The organism is Bradyrhizobium sp. HKCCYLRH2015, from assembly GCF_051168215.1.
Taxonomy (GTDB): domain Bacteria; phylum Pseudomonadota; class Alphaproteobacteria; order Rhizobiales; family Xanthobacteraceae; genus Bradyrhizobium.
This window is the reverse complement of record NZ_JBNPUO010000010.1, coordinates 362970-381225: the sequence shown is the minus strand read 5'-3', so window position 1 is coordinate 381225 and position 18256 is coordinate 362970. Positions and strand designations below refer to the sequence as shown.

Annotated in this window: 12 protein-coding genes; 4 read left to right on the top strand and 8 right to left on the bottom strand. The window is 67.4% G+C overall.

From position 1 onward, the window contains the following. Nucleotides 1-678: 678 nt before the first annotated feature. Complete coding sequence (locus tag ACQR1H_RS26680; protein WP_434839976.1) at nt 679-1593, bottom strand: phosphoribosylaminoimidazolesuccinocarboxamide synthase; 915 nt, start codon at nt 1591-1593, stop codon at nt 679-681. A gap of 39 nt (nt 1594-1632) precedes the next feature. Then, nucleotides 1633-2550: a pirin family protein gene (locus tag ACQR1H_RS26675; protein ID WP_316179076.1), complete on the bottom strand. Its 918-nt coding sequence runs from the start codon at nt 2548-2550 to the stop codon at nt 1633-1635. A gap of 140 nt (nt 2551-2690) precedes the next feature. On the opposite strand from ACQR1H_RS26675, the gene ACQR1H_RS26670 reads away from it, so the two are divergent. Further along, entirely contained in the window at nt 2691-3743 is a 1053-nt protein-coding gene (locus ACQR1H_RS26670; protein ID WP_434908437.1) for a helix-turn-helix domain-containing protein, read from the top strand. 141 nt (nt 3744-3884) lie between these two features. Continuing rightward, complete coding sequence (locus ACQR1H_RS26665; protein ID WP_434908436.1) at nt 3885-5291, top strand: serine hydrolase domain-containing protein; 1407 nt, start codon at nt 3885-3887, stop codon at nt 5289-5291. Nucleotides 5292-5299: 8 nt separating this feature from the next. Here the strand turns inward: ACQR1H_RS26665 and ACQR1H_RS26660 are convergent, their stop codons facing one another. Next, the gene (locus ACQR1H_RS26660) at nt 5300-6670 is read right to left on the bottom strand and encodes an MmgE/PrpD family protein (RefSeq protein WP_434908435.1); all 1371 of its coding nucleotides are present in this window, start codon (nt 6668-6670) and stop codon (nt 5300-5302) included. A 117-nt stretch (nt 6671-6787) separates the two neighbouring features. Between ACQR1H_RS26660 and ACQR1H_RS26655 the strand changes: the two genes are divergently transcribed. Further along, a complete protein-coding gene (locus ACQR1H_RS26655) occupies nt 6788-7930 on the top strand; it encodes an FUSC family protein (protein ID WP_434908434.1) in 1143 nt (380 codons plus the stop codon). A 5-nt stretch (nt 7931-7935) separates the two neighbouring features. Here ACQR1H_RS26655 and ACQR1H_RS26650 read toward each other — a convergent pair whose 3' ends face one another. The 3 genes from ACQR1H_RS26650 to murA form a co-directional block, all read right to left on the bottom strand. Beyond that, nucleotides 7936-9321, bottom strand: coding sequence for an MATE family efflux transporter (locus ACQR1H_RS26650; protein ID WP_434908433.1), 1386 nt, complete (start codon nt 9319-9321; stop codon nt 7936-7938). 707 nt (nt 9322-10028) lie between these two features. Further along, a complete protein-coding gene (locus ACQR1H_RS26645) occupies nt 10029-10508 on the bottom strand; it encodes a DUF2867 domain-containing protein (protein ID WP_315803894.1) in 480 nt (159 codons plus the stop codon). A 163-nt stretch (nt 10509-10671) separates the two neighbouring features. After that, nucleotides 10672-11967 carry a UDP-N-acetylglucosamine 1-carboxyvinyltransferase gene (murA, locus tag ACQR1H_RS26640; RefSeq protein ID WP_434884998.1) on the bottom strand — a complete coding sequence of 432 codons (1296 nt, stop codon included), beginning with the start codon at nt 11965-11967 and terminating at the stop codon, nt 10672-10674. Nucleotides 11968-12288: 321 nt separating this feature from the next. Here murA and ACQR1H_RS26635 point away from each other — a divergent pair, with 321 nt between their 5' ends. After that, nucleotides 12289-14283, top strand: coding sequence for an acetoacetate--CoA ligase (locus ACQR1H_RS26635; RefSeq protein WP_434908432.1), 1995 nt, complete (start codon nt 12289-12291; stop codon nt 14281-14283). 62 nt (nt 14284-14345) lie between these two features. On the opposite strand, the gene gyrB is transcribed toward ACQR1H_RS26635, so the two are convergent. Beyond that, the gene (gyrB, locus tag ACQR1H_RS26630) at nt 14346-16781 is read right to left on the bottom strand and encodes a DNA topoisomerase (ATP-hydrolyzing) subunit B (protein ID WP_315803891.1); all 2436 of its coding nucleotides are present in this window, start codon (nt 16779-16781) and stop codon (nt 14346-14348) included. Between the two features lie 298 nt (nt 16782-17079). Continuing rightward, nucleotides 17080-18216, bottom strand: coding sequence for a DNA replication/repair protein RecF (gene recF / locus ACQR1H_RS26625; RefSeq protein ID WP_316179095.1), 1137 nt, complete (start codon nt 18214-18216; stop codon nt 17080-17082). Nucleotides 18217-18256: the final 40 nt, after the last annotated feature.

Here is an 18256-nt window from a genome sequence, read left to right as displayed (position 1 = left end):
GCGACGGGCGGTTGGTCAGAACCGCCCGTTCGCACATTCTGGCAGGTTTCGAACACACAAGAGCGCGGAGCAGACGTAAACCCATCGCGCAGGGAGGGCCGGGATGTCTCGGCTGAACCTGTGGTACCTGCCGCCTGCATTTTTTTCCGCAGGCGGGCCATGGGAGCAGCCAGCTCCCGGCCTTCCCTGCGCCCTCGGCATTTCCAGAGGGCGGGATCGATCAGCAGAACTCGGGCCATTGCGCCGCGAGGCCGATCAGGCGCATCTTAACATGGATGGCGGGGCTCATGCATGCTCGGCGCTCGCCTCGCTTGCAATAGGGCCATTTCATATGAGGTACGGGCTGTGGCGACAAACAATCCCGGACGTTAGTTACGCCGTCATGCCCGGGCTTGTCCCGGGCATCCACGTGGCGCTCAGCGTGCTGAACGACGTGGATGGCCGGGACAAGCCCGGCCATGACGATGTGGCGACGCATGAGCGCACGACTCTGATCGCCAGATACCATGGCTCTGCCCCTTCCAGGGGAGCTCGGATTGCCTCGAATGCGATCCGGATCAGCGGCTCCCCTCCCTGCCAGCGGGGTGAGGGGGAGCACTGCCGATGCGGCATGAGTTCAGCTCACACGTCCAAACAAGAGCGCTGGTCGTGCAACCGCTGACCGCAGAAAAGCGATCCTTAGATCTTCAGCTCGCTGCCCGTCACGCGCCGGAACGCCTCCAGATAACGCTGGCTCGTCGCGTCCACCACGCTCTGCGGCAGCGGCGGCGGTGGAGCGTCGCCGTTCCAGCGGCCGGCCTTGCGCTCGGCGTCGAGATAGTCGCGCAGCGGCTGCTTGTCGAAGCTCGGCTGCGGCTTCCCCGGCTGATAGGCGTCGACGGCCCAGAACCGCGAACTATCCGGCGTCATGACCTCGTCGATCAGGATGATGTTTCCATCCTTGTCGCGGCCGAACTCGAACTTGGTGTCGGCGATGATGATGCCCTGCTCACGCGCCAGCGTTTCGCCGAGCGTATAGACCGCGCGGGTCATGCTCTCCAACGTATAGGCCGTGTCGTCGCCGACCACCTCGCGCATCCGCGCAATGGTGATGTTCTCGTCATGGCCAGTCTCGGCCTTGGTCGCCGGGCTGAAGATCGCGGGCTCGAGCTTCTGGCTCTCGACGAGGCCGGCGGGAAGCTGCTCGCCGGCCAGCGTGCCGCTGGCGGCATATTCCTTCCAGGCCGAGCCCGAGAGATAGCCGCGGATCACGCATTCGATCGGAAACACGGTGGTGCGCTTGCACAGCATCGCCCGCCCGAGGATCTCCTCGCGATGCGGCTGCAGCGCCGGCACCTCGGCGATGATCTCGTCGGTGTCGGCCGAGATCATGTGGTGATGCACGACGCCTTCCAGCGCGTTGAACCAGTAGGCCGAGATCTGCGTCAGCACTGCGCCCTTCATCGGGATGGTCTCGTTCATCACGACGTCGAAGGCCGAGATGCGGTCGGTGGTCAGCAGCAGCACGCGGTCGTCGCCGACGGCATAGATGTCGCGGACCTTGCCGCGGCCGATCTTCGGGAGCGGCAGATTGCTGGCGAGAAGCGTGGTCATCGTTCGGGGCCTTCGAAAGGGAGCATCGCCTCCCATAGCCTATTCCGGCAGCGGAATGAACTCGTGCTCCTGGGGAACAGCGGCGAAGCGGCCGGTTTTCCAGTCCTGCTTGGCCTGCTCGATGCGCTCCTTGCTGGAGGAGACGAAATTCCACCAGACGTGGCGCGGCCCCTCCAGTGCGTCGCCGCCGAGGAACATCATCCGGGTCGGCTTCACCGTACGCACGCTGATGGCATCGCCCGGGCGGAAGATCAGCAGCCGCGGCCCCTCGTGGCGCTCGCGGGCGATCTCGACCTCGCCGTCGACGATGTAGATCGCACGCTCCTCGTGGTCCGGATCGAGCGGCACCACTGTGCCGGCCTGCGCCGTCACCTCGACATAGAACCAGGGCGAAACCATCGTCACCGGAGAGGCTTTTCCAAACGCCCGGCCGGCAATGATGCGCGCGGAGAAGCCGGTGTCGCTGACCGTCGGCAGCGCGCCCGCCGCGTAATGCTGGAAGCTCGGCGCGATCTCTTCCGATTCCACCGGCAGCGCGATCCAGCTCTGCAGGCCCAGCATGTTCTGGCCGTTCTGCCGCTGCAGATCCGGCGTGCGCTCGGAATGCGCGATGCCGCGGCCGGCGGTCATCAGGTTCATCGCGCCGGGCTGGATCTCCTGGACGTTGCCCTCGCTGTCGCGATGCATGATGGCGCCGTCGAACAGATAGGTGACGGTGGCCAAGCCGATATGCGGATGCGGCCGCACGTCCATGCCCTTGCCGGAGACGAATTGCACCGGACCGAAATGGTCGAAGAAGATGAACGGCCCGACCATCTGCCGGCGGCCATGCGGCAGCGCGCGGCGTACCGCAAAGCCGTCGCCGAGATCACGGGTGCGCGGCACGATGACGTGCTCCAGCGCATCGCACGAGGTGGGATCGCCGAATTCGGGATCGTTCGAAGGCTGCCAGCTCATGGGACGCTCCTGAGATGTGGTCACGCGAGCCTAGCAGCTTCGCGACGGCGAGGGCAGGGCATGAGGTCGCGGCGTCGGCGTGATTTGAACGGAGCGGCACTCCGGCCTAGAGTTCCGGCGCTGACAACGGATCCGTGACGATGACGCTCGACAGCCTCGATCTCGTGCTTCGCGCCGCCGCCATTGCGCTGCTCGCCGTGCTCGCCGTCGCGTTGGGACGTGACCTCGGTGGTCAATGGCGCGGCCGGCTGGCGATCGCGCTGGCGCTCGGCTCGGCCGCGCATGCGGCGACCTTCAACATCGGCGGGACGGCGGCGCCATCGCTCGCTTCCGCGCCGCTGATTGCGCTCGCGACGGCCGACATCGTCGTGCTCTTGCTGTTCTGCCGCGCGCTGTTCGACGACGGCTTTGCGTTGCGCGGGCTGCACGGCCTGATCTGGCTGGCTGTGTTCGGCTTCAGCCTGATCGGCTGTCTCGTGCTCGGACCTGCCGGACATGGCCGGCTTGTGATCGTCGCCAACAATGTGCTGGCGCTCGGCTTCCTTGGCCTGACCTTGGCGCAGACCATCCGCTCCTGGTCGGCGGATCTCGTCGAGGGACGGCGGCGCATCCGGGCCTTCGTCGTGATCGCGGCGCTGTCCTACGGTGGCGTCAATGCGCTGCTGCAGATGGCGTCCGCCGGCAGCGGCCCGTCCGAGCTTGCCAATGTGGTCAATGCGGCGATGTTCCTGGTCGTGGTCGGCGCCGTCGCGCTGATGCTGCTCAGGGTCGGTGCCGGCGATGTGTTCGCGCCGGAGACACCGCCGGTCGCAGAGCCCGAGGCCACGGCTCCCAGGGCCGCGGACCGCAGGCTGGTCGACGCGCTGATGCGGCTGATGGCGGATGAGCGGATCTATCGGCGGGACAACGTCACCATCGGGATGCTGGCGACCAGGCTCTCCATTCCTGAATACCGGCTGCGGCGGCTGATCAATGGCGAGCTCGGCTACCGCAACTTCAACACCTTCCTCAACGCCCACCGCATTGAGGAGGCCAAGGCCGCGCTCGCCGATCCCGCCCAGGCCGAGGTGCCGGTCATCACCATCGCCATGGATGCCGGGTTCCAGTCGCTCGGTCCGTTCAACCGGGCGTTCAAGGCGGTGACTGGGGTGACGCCGACCGAATACCGGCGCATGAGGCTGGCCGCAGCGTGATCTGTTCGGCCTTGAAATCACGGAGGAATTCCAGAATCGGCGAGGTCCCGGCCATTCCCGGCTGGTGCGATTTGCGAAATCGGCGAGCGTCCGGGCCGTGGCCGCGGTCTGGTCCGGCGGATCCAACTTCCGGAGCTCCTCATGACCAGACGCCGCCTGCTGCCTGCTCTCGTTGCCACCACCGCGCTGACCGCCCTGGCGGTCGGCGGCGCCCGCGCCCGCGATGTGCCGAAGGTGGCAACCGGCTTCATCGCCAGCGTGCTGTGCTCGGAGACCTTCGTCTCCGGTCTCGACCCGGACCGCACGCTCTCCGAGACCCGGGCCGCGATGCCCGGCGCCGGCCTGCTTAGCTGGGCAATGGACGTCCGCGTCGATCGCGCCGCCAAGGACGTCAGCGTGACGCTGCTCGGGCTCGGCCGGAGCCACGCCGTGTATCGCGACGGGCTCGGCTGCCACATGGACCATGGCGAGAGCCGCGACTGGCCGACCGTCCGGTTGTCGCCGCCGCAGCCGGCCTTGCTGCCCGACATCGCTCCGCCGCATGTCGTGGCGCCGGCGACACCGGCGCTCGCCGCGGCGCTCGACCGCGCCTTTGCCGAGCCGGAGGCGCCGCCGTTCCGGCGCACCCATGCCGTCCTGGTGATGAAGGACGGCAAGGTCATCGCCGAGCGCTACGCGCCCGGCTTCACGCTCGACACCCCGCTGCTCGGCTTCTCCGCGACCAAGTCGATGACCGCGACCCTGATCGGCATTCTCGTCCACCAGGGCAAGCTCGCGCTGCATGCGCCCGCGCCGGTGGCGGCGTGGCAGAGCGAAAGCGATCCGCGCCATGCCATCACCGTCGATCATCTGCTGCGCCACACCGCCGGTCTCGCGCTCGGCAGCTCGCTGCAGGCCTCGCTGTTGTCGGCGCTCGAGCCGGTCAACCGGATGAAGTTCGTCGAGCCCGACCGCGCCGCCTATGCCGAATCCATGCCGCTCGAGACGGCTCCGGGCGCGGTCAGCAACTATCACGACGGCAACACCGTCATCCTTTCCCATCTCATCCGCGATGCCGCCGGCGGCAGCGCCGCGGATGTGCTGCGCTTCGCGCATCGCGAGCTGTTCGATCCGCTGGGCATGGCCAGCGTCACGATCGAGTTCGACGCCGCCGGCACGCCGGAGGGATCGAGCCAGATGCTGGCCTCGGCGCGCGACTGGGCGCGGCTCGGCCAGCTCTATCTCGACGACGGCGTCGTCGCCGGCCGGCGCATCCTGCCCGCCGGCTGGGCGGACTACGTCGCCACGCCCACACCGAACGCCTATGTCGGCCTCGGCGCCGGCTTCTGGACCAACCGCGGCGACAGTTTTGGCGCCAACTACCGCATCGCGCATGGCTGGCCGCGCGATGCGGTCTTCGCCAAGGGCACGCTCGGCCAGTACGTCATCTTCGTTCCCTCCGAGCGCCTCGTCATCGCGCGCTTCGGTCGCACCGTGAACTGGCCGCCCGAGGCCGACGGCGTGGCGCAGCTCGTGAGCGACGTGATCGCGGCGACAAGAGGGGAATGACGCATGCGCTACACTCTCCCCAACGCCGTCGCCTGCGCCACACGGTCGAAACGCTCCAGCGACAGGATCGCATCGGCAAAGCTTTGCGCGCGGCTGCTCAGCACCGGCCGTGCCAAAGTGATGAACTTGTCGCTCATCGCCTGCGCCGACGGAAACGAGGTCGGCTCGCCCGAGGGATCATCGTGCAGCCGCTCGTGCACGCCGTCCTCGGTGGTGATGGTCACGCGGGCGCCGAACGGATGGCTGCGGCCGATCTCCAATTTGTCATCCTGCACGACGTCGAACTTGTCGGCGAGCGCGTTGATCGCGGCGTCACCAAGGCGCGTGTAGTCGTCCCAGCCGAAGCGGCCCTGGTCGAGCGCCAGCGCGCCGGTGAAGAACATCGAGAACTGGCCGCCGACGATCGAGCTCGGATGCCGCTTGGTCGAGGCGTCGCCCGTCAAGGTGATGCCGTTGCGATGCAGGCCGATCTCGACGCGCTTGACCTGGTCCGGCGTCAGATTGTGCTCGCGGCGCAGCGCGATGATGGCGTCGATCGCGGCATGGGTGTAGCGGCAGCTCGGATACGGCTTCACGCCGATCTTCATCGTCTCATAGGTGGAGCCGAGCCCGGCGACGGCCTTCTCATGGTGCGGCGTGTCGGTGTAGCCGACCAGCAGGCCGTGCTTGCCCTCGACGGATTCGATCGCGCCGACGAAGTCGTTCTTGGCGAGCGTGGCCGCGATCACGCCGTTCATCGCGGACGCACCGACCTGATAGCGCTTGTTCCAGGCGCCGTTGACGAGAAACTGCAGCGAGCCCGCCGCCTGGCTGCCGGAGACGCCGAACGCATAGATCAGCTGCTGCTCCGACAGGCCGAACAGCTTGCCTGCGGCAGCCGCGGCACCATAGGTGCCGGCGGTCGCGGTCGGGTGGAAGCCGCGGGCGTAATGCGAGGTCGGATCGAGCGCATTGCCGAGCCGGCAGCACACCTCGTAGCCGGCGACAACGGCGGTCAGCACCTCGCGGCCGGAGGCACCGACCATCTCGCCCACGGCGAAGGCGGCCGGCACCACCGGCGCGCTCGGATGCAGCGAGGAATCGGCGTGGGTATCGTCGAAGTCGAGCGAGTGGCCCATCGTGCCGTTGAGCAGCGCCGCCACCGCCGGCGTCCAGGTTCTGTCGTCGCCGAATACGGTCGCCTCGCCCGCCGCATCGAGCTTCAGTGCCGCCAGCATGTTCACGACCGAAGGCGTCGATTCCGCCTCGCGCCGCGCCCGGATGGCGCTGCCGAGAAAATCGAGCGTCAGCACCTTGGCGCGGTCGAGCACCTCGGGCGGGATATCGTCATATTTCAGGTCGGCGACATAGGCGGCGAGCGTTGCGGTTTCCTGGGCCATCGTGTTTCCTCGTATCGTTGCAGCCAGGGTAGGCAAGCTGATTCCGCCTTTCAAGCCGGTCCGGTCCGGTGGGAGGCTGCCATGCCGACGCGCTGGTCCGTTCGAGGTGAATGATTGATGGCGTCGTTCAAGGAGCTGTTCGGCAGGTTGGGCGGCCGCAAGGCGCAGATGTCGCTGGCCGTCCGCGGCACGGTGGCGGCGACGCTCGCTTTTGCCGTTGCCACGGCCTTCCACCTGAAGCTGCCGCTGTGGGCGGTGCTGACCTCGCTGATCGTGACGCAAGGCAGCGTCGGGCGCTCGCTGAAGGCGACGCGCGACTACATGTTCGGCACCATCGGCGGTGCCATCTATGGCGGCGCCATCACCGTGTTCATTCCGCATTCCGGCGAGCTGCAACTGCTCGGCATGCTGATCCTGGCGGTGACCCCGCTCGCTTTCATTGCCGCGATCAATCCCAGCCTCAACGCCGCCACCGTGACCGCGGTCATCGTGCTCCTGGTGCCCACGATGGGCCATCTCGATCCGCTGGGATCGGCGATCGACCGCGTGTTCGAGGTTGCGGTCGGCGCGTTCACCGGCCTCGCCGTATCGTTCGTCGTGCTGCCGTCGCGGGCGCATGTCCAGATGCGCAGCGCGGCGGGCCGCCTGCTCGAACTGATCGCCGCAGCAATGACCGAGCTTCTGGCCGGCCTGTCGCGGGGCCGCGACAACGACGCGCTGCATCGGATCCAGGACGGTATCGGCACCGCGCTCACCGAGTTGAACGCGACCGGGGCGGAGGCCGAGCGCGAACGCTCGGCGCGGCTGTCCTCTGGCGCCGACACCGGTCCGCTGCTGCGGACGATCCTGCGCCTCCGCCATGACGTCGTGATGATCGGCCGCGCCAGCGTGGTGCCGCTGCCCTCGGAGCTGCAGGCACGTTTGTCGGCGCCGGTGGCGCGCGTCAGCGATGCGATCGCGAGCTATCTGCGCGGCTGTGCCGCGGCCGTCCGCAACGGCTCCGGCCCACCGCCGATCTGGCCGATCCATGTTGCGGTCAAAGCCTATGCCGAGCAGGTCGCCGCCGTCCGCAGCGACGGGCTGACGCGCGGGCTGCCCGGCGATGCCGCCGAGCGCTTCTTCGCTCTGGGCTTTTCGCTCGACCAGATGCGGCAGAACCTGATCGACCTCGAGCGCGTCGTCGCCGAATGGTCCGGAGCGTCGGCCGGCAAGGTGCATCGGCCGGAGCCCGGGGAGTCGTCCGATACGGCCGGCGCCTGAACTCTTCATCGGGTCAGCCGCAGGAAGCGCACCACCAGCAGCGCGGCGTAGATCGTGGTGCCGATCGACAGGCCGATCCAGATTCCGACCGCGCCGAGCGCGGTGTGGAGGCCAAGCAGATAAGAGGCGGGGAAGCCGATCAGCCAATAGCCGAGCACGGCGAGCAGCAGCGGCACCCGCGTGTCCTTGATGCCGCGCAGCGCGCCGACCGCGATGCTCTGCAATGCGTCCGTGATGAAGAACGTCGTGCCGACGAGCAGCAGCGTGGCGGCCAGCGCCGCTGTCGTTTCGGCATCGGAGATCCCGGAGCCGAGGAACAGCTGCACGATGTCATGGCGCGCAATGACGATGCCGAGCGTGAACAGCACTGCGAGTGAAAGGCCGAGCAACATCGCCATCAAGCCGGCGCGGCGAACGCCGGTCGCATCATCGCGCCCGGCGGCGTGGCCGACGCGCACGGTCGCGGCCATGCTGATCCCGAACGGCACCATGAACAGGATCGCGGTGATCTGCAGCGCGATCTGGTGCGCGGCGAGCGCGGCCGTGCTGATCAGTCCCATCAGGATCGCGGCCGCGGAGAACAGGCCGTATTCGAGCAGGAACGACAGCGAGATCGGCGCGCCGATGATGAGGAGCTGTCGCATCAGTCGCCAGTCGATACGGCCCAGTCGCGCGAGGACGTGGTAGTCGCGGAACGGCGGGCGGAACGCTGCGAACCACAGCCCGGCGAGGAACGTTCCCAGGTTGACGGTCGAGGTGGCGAGGCCGACGCCGGTCAGGCCCAGCCGCGGAAAACCCCAGTGGCCGTAGAGCAGCGGATAGACCAGCAGCGCGTTGAGCGGGATCGCGGCCAGTGTGATCCAGAGCACCGGCTCGGGGCGGTTGACCGCGCCCATGAAGCTGCGCAGCGCCATGAACCACAGCATCGGCGCAATACCCCAGGCGAGGCCGCGCAGATAATCCTGCGCAGGACGCGCGACGTCGGGGGCCTGTCCGAGCGTGAGCAGGATGGCCTCGCCGTTCAGCGCGATCATCATGATCGGCAGCGCGATGAACAGGCCGGCCCATAGTCCAACGCGGAGCGCGCGCCGCACCAGTGCTGCATCCGCGGCTCCGAACGCCTGCGCGGCGAGCGGCGCCACCGCCGACATCAGGCCCATGCCGAAGGTCGAGCCGACGAAATACACCGTGCCCGCCAATGCGGCCGCCGCCACGGCATCGCCGCCGAGACGGCCGATGAAGGCGAGGTCGGTCGACATCATCGCGATCTGCGACAACTGCGTCAGCGCCATCGGTGCGGCGAGCCGGATCGTGTCCCAGAGCTCGAGCGCGAGGGGAAGCGTCGGCGCCGCCGTTGGCGGTGCGTGGTTGGTTCCGGCTGTGGAGGTCATGGTCGGGGCTATAGCAGGCCCTGCGGCGTCGTGCACATCACGGCGGCATGTTCGGTCGCAGCCGCGTGCGGCACGGAGGCGCAGCTCCACCTGGCCAAATGCGGACGGCTGCGTGAGGCGCATCGTCAATCGCATTGACGTGATCGCGTGCATGACTGACCGATCTCGCGGCGCTGACACGTCCGAGCTCTGCTTGATCGATGGCCCTCGGAAGCGAGAGGGCGCGGGGAATGCCGGGCGCTGGCCGCACCCATGGCCCGCCTGCGTAAAAAAATGCAGGCGGCAGGAACCACAGGTTCAGCCGAGACATCCCGGCATTCCCCGCGCGATGGTTGGAACGACTTATACGTATTCTCCCCGGGGACCGGGCTTTCTTGCCCCCGTCGTCAGCGGAACCGCCCGCCGGCTTGACCTCAGCGTCGGGAGGCCAGGACCATACGCTTTCGCCGTATGCGACCGCCCCTTCGTCCACGCGCCAGCCTCGAGTTGCTACCCAAGTGCGCGCTGAGAGCCGCCGCATCCACCGCATCCCCGCCCTCAACGTCCGTGACGATCGCGAAGCGCCCCTCTCATGAGGACGGGATGGCTACATTATTTCTGATTCTTGGAATAATAGCAAGCAAAAAATTCGGAAAAACGGCAGCCGCGATATTGGCGGCTTGGGCACGGAGCGCCGGTGCGACAGCGAGCCGAAGACTCGCGTGTCATCATGCGGCTGCTGCGACCTGCCGGAGCATCGCCTTCACGACGAGCCGGTGAAACGGCTTGATCATGGCGAGATAGATGCGGCCGAGAGCATTGTGGGTCTCGACCAAGGTGGTCGCTGTCACTTGCGAGGTCGCGTGCTGAGAGGCCACGTCGACCAGGACGCGAAAGTCCAGATGCTTGTCGTCGAAGCCGAGCACGAGCCGGGCCGGCGTTTCGTCGACGACCGGAAAAATCCCGATCAGAGGACGTGGGTTGCTTGGGTCCGCGCCCGAGGTCTTCAGACCGAAGGGCCTGACCAGCAGGTTGCGGAGCTTCAGGAGCGCCGCTATCCACCAGGGCGTGTGACCGAGCATGCGCTCGGCCGCGGTGCGGGCAGCAACGGGCGGGCCGTTGATCGTGATGCGAAAGGCATCGGCGAACTCCGCGCCGGCCAGCCATCGGGTACCGTCGACGTTGGGAGTGATCTCGCTGATTGTCATGAGCGATGAGCCTCACATGTCAAGGTTGCTCGCGCGCCATGCGCAGCAGCATCGCACGCGCATGTCCGCGAAGCCAGTGCGCCGATGGCCTTGCGCCAGGGTCATTCAATTTCGTCATTGCGAGCTGCGCTCGCAATGACGGAGGAGAGATGTGCGTAGTAAACTACCGCCCGCGCTCCGGCACGCGGGTGATCTTCGCGCCCAGTGCGTTCAGGCGCTCGTCGATGCGTTCATAGCCGCGTTCGATCTGGTCGGCGTTGTCGATGTACGAGGTGCCTTCGGCGCAGAGCGCGGCGAGCAGCATGGCCATGCCGGCGCGGATGTCGGGGGAGACGACGCGGGCGCCGCGCAGGCGGCTGGGGCCGGCGACGATGGCGCGGTGCGGGTCGCACAGCACGATGCGCGCGCCCATCGAGATCAGCTTGTCGACGAAGAACATCCGCGACTCGAACATCTTCTCGAACATCAGGATCACGCCCTCGCATTGCGTGGCGGTGACGAGCGCGATCGACATCAGGTCGGCCGGGAAGGCCGGCCAGGGCTGGTCCTCCAGCTTCGGCACGTGGCCGCCGAAATCGTCCTTGATCCTGAGCGTCTGGTCCGAGGGCACGATCAGATCGTCGCCGGCGACCTCGCAGACGATGCCGAGCCGCTCGAAGCCCATGCGGATGGAGCGCAGATGCTCGGTGCCGGCGCGCACGATGCGCAAGGGAGAGCGCGTCACCGCGGCCAGCCCGATCAGCGAGCCGACCTCGATGTGATCGGGCTGGATCGCGTAGGACGCCTGGCCGAGCGTGCTGGCGCCGTGGATCACCATCGTGTTGGTGCCGATGCCCTCGATGTTGGCGCCCAGCGCAACGAGGAAGTGCGCGAGGTCCTGGACATGCGGCTCCGAGGCCGCGTTGCGCAGATAGGTCGTGCCGTGCGCGGCGACGGCGGCGACTAGCGCGTTCTCGGTCGCGGTGACGCTGGGCTCGTCGAGGAACACGTCGGCGCCCTTCAGGCCGGAGGCGCGCAGCTCGATCTTGTCGGTCGCGGTGACGCTGGCGCCGAGCTGCTCGAAGGCGAGGAAATGCGTGTCGAGCCGGCGGCGGCCAATCACGTCGCCGCCCGGCGGCGGCAGCGCCACCTCGCCGCAGCGCGCGAGCAGCGGACCGGCGAGCAGGATCGAGGCGCGGATGCGCGCGCACAGGTCCGGATCGAGATCGGCGGCGCGGATCTCCTTGGCGTGGATGGCGAGCCGGTTCCGCCCGCGCCATTCAGCTGTTGCGCCGACCGAGCGCACCAGCTCCACCAGCGTCTCGGTGTCGCGGATGCGCGGCACGTTGTCGAGCGTCACCGGATGGTCGGTCAAGAGCGCCGCGGCGATGATAGGCAGCGCGGCATTCTTGTTGCCGGACGGCTCGATCGCGCCTTTGAGCCGGTGACCGCCCTCGACGATGTATTGAATGGGCGCCATGCGGTGATGATCCGTTGTCGAAGCGTGTGGCCGCTGCCCTTGCCGGCTTCGCGACGGCGTTCGGGCACAGGGTGTCCAGCGGGATCAACCTGTTCCGCAATCCGGCGACCGCGAACCTGGTTCACGGGCCGCCGGGGTCCTCATGAGACCGACTCCTAACGCCAATTCCAAAACGGAATCAATGCCGGAAAATCGCGGCGGGCCACTTTGCCACGGCGGCGGGGCAGCGGCCGGGGAGCGCGCCGTGTTCTTGACGGCCGGTGTGGCGCGGCCGATGGTCGTTGGCTGCCGCGGCTGCGGCAGGGATGGAGAAACGCTGGAATGGCCGATGATCAAGCTGACGTCTGGACCTGCTCGGCGCAGCGACAGGCGCGCGCCAACATCCGCCGATATCTCGACTGGCTCGCTTCGCGCGGCCACAGCTTCTCCGGCTATCACGATCTCTGGCAGTGGTCGGTCGACGACGTCGCCGGGTTCTGGCGTTCGATCTGGGATTATTTCGAGGTCATGGCCGACGGCGAGATCGGCGAGGTCGTCTCGCGCGATCCGATGCCGCGGACGCGCTGGTTCACGGGGACGCGGCTGAACTTCGCCGAGCACGTGCTGCGCCACGAGTTGAGCGGCAGTCCCGATCGAGCGATGCTGCATCACGGCTCGGAGCTGCGTCCGCTGGCGGCCGCGAGCTGGGGCGAAATCGCAGGCCGCGTGCGGCGGCTCGCCACGTCGCTGCGCGAGATGGGAATCGACAAGGGCGACCGGGTCGTCGCCTACATGCCGAACATTCCCGAAGCCGTCATCGCGATGCTCGCGACCACGGCGATCGGCGCGGTGTGGTCCTCGGCGGCACCGGAATTCGGCGCGCAGACGGTGATCGACCGATTTTCGCAGATCGCGCCGAAGCTCGTCTTCGCGGTCAACGGCTATCGTTACGGAGCGAAGGATTTCGACCGCATCGGCGATCTCGAGACGATCCTCGCGGCGCTGCCGAGCGCCGAGATGCTGGTCATGCTCGACTATCATCCGGCCGCGCGCAAGGCGCCGGAGTTTCGTGGCGGCATTCGGGCGTGGCCCGACCTGCTCGACGGTCCGGCGATCGCGCGCGACGCATTTCAGTTCGCACGCGTCGCATCGGATCATCCGCTCTGGGTGCTGTTCACCTCGGGAACGACCGGCCTGCCGAAGCCGATCGTGCACAATCACCACGGCATCGTGCTTGAGCACTACAAGTCGGCGGCGTTTCATTTCGAGATCGAGGCGGACGGCACGCTGTTCTTCTACTCGACGACAGGCTGGATGGTCTGGAACACGCTGATGTGGGGGCCGCTGATGAACGGCACCTCGGTGCTCTATGACGGCCATCCGAGCCATCCGGACGCGCGGCTGGTGTGGCGGCTCGTGGAAGCCGCCGGCGTGACCGTGCTCGGCATCAGCCCGAGCTACATCCAGCTGGTGCGGCAGCAGGGCGTCGTTCCGGGCCGCGAGTTCAATCTGGAGCGGCTGCAGTCGGTGATGCTGGTCGGATCGCCATCGACACCGGAGGTGTTTCGCTGGGTGCACGAGGCGGTCAAGCCCGAGGTCTGGGCCTCCTCGCAATCCGGCGGAACGGAGTTCTGTTCCGGTCTGCTGGCCGGCTCGCCGCTGCTGCCGACGCATGCTGGCGAGATCCAGGCTCCGGCGCTCGGCGTGGCCGCGGTCGCGTTCGACGATGCGGGCCGCGAGATCATCGACGAGGCCGGCGAACTCGTCGTGCGCGCGCCGATGCCTTCGATGCCGCTCTGCTTCTGGGGCGATGCCGATTTCGTCCGGTATACGGACAGCTATTTCGGCGTCTATCCGGGGGTCTGGCGCCATGGCGATCGTGTCCGCTTCAACGCGCGCGGCGGCTGCCACGTCTTGGGCCGTTCCGACGCCACGCTGAACCGTCATGGCGTGCGGATCGGCTCGGCGGAAATCTACCGGACGATGGAGGGGATTCCCGGTATCGTCGATAGTCTCGTCATCTGCATCGAGCAGCCGGACGGCGGCTTCTACATGCCGCTGTTCGTGCAACTCGCCCAGGGCATCGAGCTGACGGACGGGTTGCAGGACGAGATCCGCCGGCGGCTGCGCCACGAGCGCAGCCCGCGGCATGTCCCCGACGTCATCATCGGCGTGCCGGAAATCCCGATGACCCTGACCGGCAAGAAGATGGAGGTGCCGGTCCGTCGACTGCTGCTCGGCGACGCTCCGGACAAGGTCGCGAGCAAGGATGCCACCCGCAACCCGGCGGCGCTGGACTGGTTCACGCAGTTCGCGGCGGCACGGCGAGGCGGATGACAGGGGCGAGCGTCAGCCCGATGAGGACAGGCCGGACGGCTGGAGCGTCCCGGCATCTGGGCCTACACGTCGACGTTCGCCGACAGCGAGTTGTCCTGGATGAATTCGCGGCGCGGCTCGACGACGTCGCCCATCAGCTTGGTGAAGATGTCGTCGGCCTCGTCGACCTCCTTGACCCTGACCTGCAGCAGCGTGCGGGCCTCCGTGTCGAGCGTGGTTTCCCAGAGCTGTTCCGGGTTCATCTCGCCCAGACCTTTGTAGCGCTGCTGGGTGACGCCCTTGCGGCCGGCATCGATGACGGATTCGAACAGATCGACCGGGCCGTGGATCACCGTCTGGACGTCGCCGCGGCGCAAGGTGCCGGGCTTGGCATAGGCCTCCTGCAGGCGGGCCGCATAGTCGTCGAGCTTGCGGGCATCCGCCGAGGCGAGCAGCGCGTCGTCGATGACGGCGACGTCCTTGACGCCGCGCACGGTGCGTTCGAAGGTGAAGCCCTGGCCCTCGAGGAAGTGACCGATCCAGCCGCGCTCGACCTCGTCGGCCAGCACGTCGAGCCGTTTCGCGATGTACTCGGCCGCGGCGTCCGCGGTCGCCAAGTCGCGGGTGATATCCGGCCGCAGCACGCCGGCGATCGCGGCCTGCTCGACGACCTTGCGATCGTAGCGGCTGTGCAGATTGCGCAGGATGTTGCGGACGATCCGCGCTTCCTCGACCAGCCCCAGCAGGTCGCGGCCCTTGCGCTCCTCGCCCTCGGCGGTCTTGAACACGCAGTCGTCGAGCCCGGTGCCGATCAGATAATCCTCCAGCGCGCGCTCGTCCTTCAGATACTGCTCGGACTTGCCGCGCATCACTTTGTAGAGCGGCGGCTGCGCGATGTAGAGATGGCCGCGGTCGATGATCTCGCGCATCTGCCGGTAGAAGAAGGTCAGCAGCAGCGTGCGGATGTGGGCGCCGTCGACGTCGGCGTCCGTCATCACGATGATCTTGTGATAGCGCAGCTTGTCGATCGAGAACTCGTCACTGATGCCGGTTCCGAGCGCGGTGATCAGCGTGCCGATCTGCTCGCTCGACAGCATCTTGTCGGGGCGCACGCGCTCGACATTGAGGATCTTGCCGCGCAGCGGCAGCACCGCCTGGAATTCGCGGTTGCGGCCCTGCTTGGCGCTGCCGCCGGCCGAGTCACCCTCGACGATGAACAGCTCGGACTTGGCCGGATCCTTCTCCTGGCAGTCGGCGAGCTTGCCGGGCAGCGAGGAGACGCTGAGCGGGCTCTTGCGGGTCAGCTCGCGCGCCTTGCGCGCGGCCTCGCGTGCCGCCGCGGCCTGTATCACCTTGCCGACGATGGTCTTGGCCTCGCCCGGATGCTCCTCGAACCAGGCGGCGAGCGCCTCGTTCAGAACGTTCTCGACCACGGGACGCACTTCCGAGGACACCAGCTTGTCCTTGGTCTGCGACGAGAACTTCGGATCTGGCACCTTCACGGAAAGAACGGCGGTGAGACCCTCGCGACAATCGTCGCCGGTCAGCGCGATCTTCTCCTTCTTCGCATTGGCCTCGGCATAGCCGTTGACCTGGCGCGTCAGCGCGCCGCGGAAGCCGGCGAGATGGGTGCCGCCGTCACGCTGCGGGATGTTGTTGGTGAAGCAAAGCACGTTCTCATGATAGCTGTCGTTCCACCACAGCGCAGCTTCCACGGTGATGCCGTTGACCTCCGAGCGCACCATGATCGGCGCCGGAACGATCGCCTTCTTGTTGCGGTCGAGATATTTGACGAACTCCTCGACGCCGCCGTCGTAATGCATCTCCTCGCGCTTCTCGACCGCGTGGCGCATGTCGGAGAGCACGATGTTGACGCCGGAGTTGAGGAAGGCGAGCTCGCGCAGGCGATGCTCGAGCGTCGCATAGTCGTATTCGACGTTCTTGAAGGTCTCCGTCGAGGCCAGGAACGTCACCTCGGTGCCGCGCTTGCCCTTGGCCTCGCCGACCACCTTCAGCGGCGCAATCGCATCGCCATGGGCGAACTCGATGAGATGCTCCTTGTCGTCGCGCCAGACCCGCAGCAGCAGCTTGCTCGACAGCGCGTTGACGACGGAGACGCCGACGCCGTGCAGTCCGCCGGACACCTTGTAGGAGTTCTGGTCGAATTTTCCGCCGGCGTGCAGCTGGGTCATGATGACCTCGGCCGCCGACACGCCTTCGCCCTTGTGGATGTCGACGGGAATGCCGCGGCCGTCGTCGCGCACGGTGACCGAGTTGTCCGGATTGAGGATCACCTCCACCGCGGTGGCGTGGCCGGCCAGCGCCTCGTCGATCGCGTTGTCGACGACCTCGTAGACCATGTGGTGCAGGCCGGAGCCGTCATCGGTGTCGCCGATATACATGCCCGGGCGCTTGCGCACCGCGTCCAGGCCCTTCAACACCCGGATCGATTCTGCGCCGTACTCGTTCGCGGTTGCAGGCTCGGTGTCGGCGATGGTTTGCCGGGCGGGTTCGGTCATGTGGGGCCTTCGGAAGGGTGGTCGAATCGGCATCGCAGACCGCATGCCGAGAGCGCTCTTTCTCTCACGAAAGGAGCCACGCGCCTAGCGCAAAGTGGCCCTTCGTAAGACATTGAAGAGATAGCGTTTTTTAACGGTTTTTCAAGGCCTGGCGAGGGTCGTTTTCGTCCCCTCCGAAAGCCGGATTCAAGCCATTCCCGCGGCTGGTTTTGAGGCGTGCGGCGGGGCGCTTTCGCGTGCGATTCAGGGCACGAGTCCGGTACGACCCCGGGGGGATCCCGACCAACGGCCGAAGGCGTTACCGTCGCGCGCTGATCCGTCCGGCCTCGACGTCGAAGATCTCGCCGAGCTCGCGTAGTTCGGCAAACGCCGCGGGGTCGGCGCCGGTCAGCCATACCTGGGCACCGAGCGTGCCGAGCTCGGCGAACAAGGCGGTGCGGCGGCCGGGATCGAGATGGGCGACGATCTCGTCGAGCAGCAGCATCGGCACGATGCCGGTGGTCTCGGCGACCAGCGTCGCATGCGCGAGGATGAGGCCGATCAGCAGCGCCTTCTGCTCGCCGGTCGACGCGTCGCGCGCCGGCATGTTCTTCGGCGCGTAGACGACATGGAGGTCGGTGAGATGCGGCCCGTCGAGCGTGCGCCCGGCGGCGGCATCGCGTGCGCGATTGTCGCGCAGCATCGCGCGGTAGCGGTCCTCGACGGCGAGCGCCGGCTCGCTCAGCAGCGCATTCTCCATCCAGCCGTCGAGCGCGATCTCGGCGGACGGGAACGCCGAGGCTTGTCCGCGCTGGCGCAGCATCGCGGCGAGCTTCACCGCAGTCTGGCCGCGGCTGGCGGCGACGGCGACCGCGAGCTCCGCAGTCTCGCGCTCGATCGCGCCACACCAGTGGTCGTCGAAATTGCGCACCTCGAGCAGCCGGTTGCGCGAGCGCAAGCTGCGCTCCAGCGCCGACACGCGGCTCGAATGCTCGCTGTCGATCGCGAGCACCAGGCGGTCGAAGAAGCGCCGCCGCTCCGAGGCCGCGCCCATGAACAGGCCGTCCATCGCAGGCGTCAGCCACACCATGCGGATGTGGTCGCCGAAGGCGGCTGCCGAGCCCACCGGCTCGCGGTCGATGCGGCAGCGCCTGGTGGTGCTGGCGTCGCTGCGCGGCGGCTCGATGCCGGTGCCGAAGGTCGTCAGCCCCAGCGCCCCCTCGACCTCCGCCGAGACCGCCCAGGAGCCGTCGCCCTGGTTGTCGGCGACATCCTCGAGTGTCGCGCGGCGCAGGCCGCGTCCCGGCGCGAAGAACGAGATCGCCTCCAGGCAATTGGTCTTGCCGGCGCCATTGGCGCCGACCAGCGCAACCATGTCCGCCTGCACGCTGACGCTGGCAGCGCGATAGCTGCGAAAATGCGTCAGCGCGAGACGGTGGATGCGGGAGGGGGTCATGGGAAATCTAGGCCACACATTCGAAATCCCCTCTCCCCTT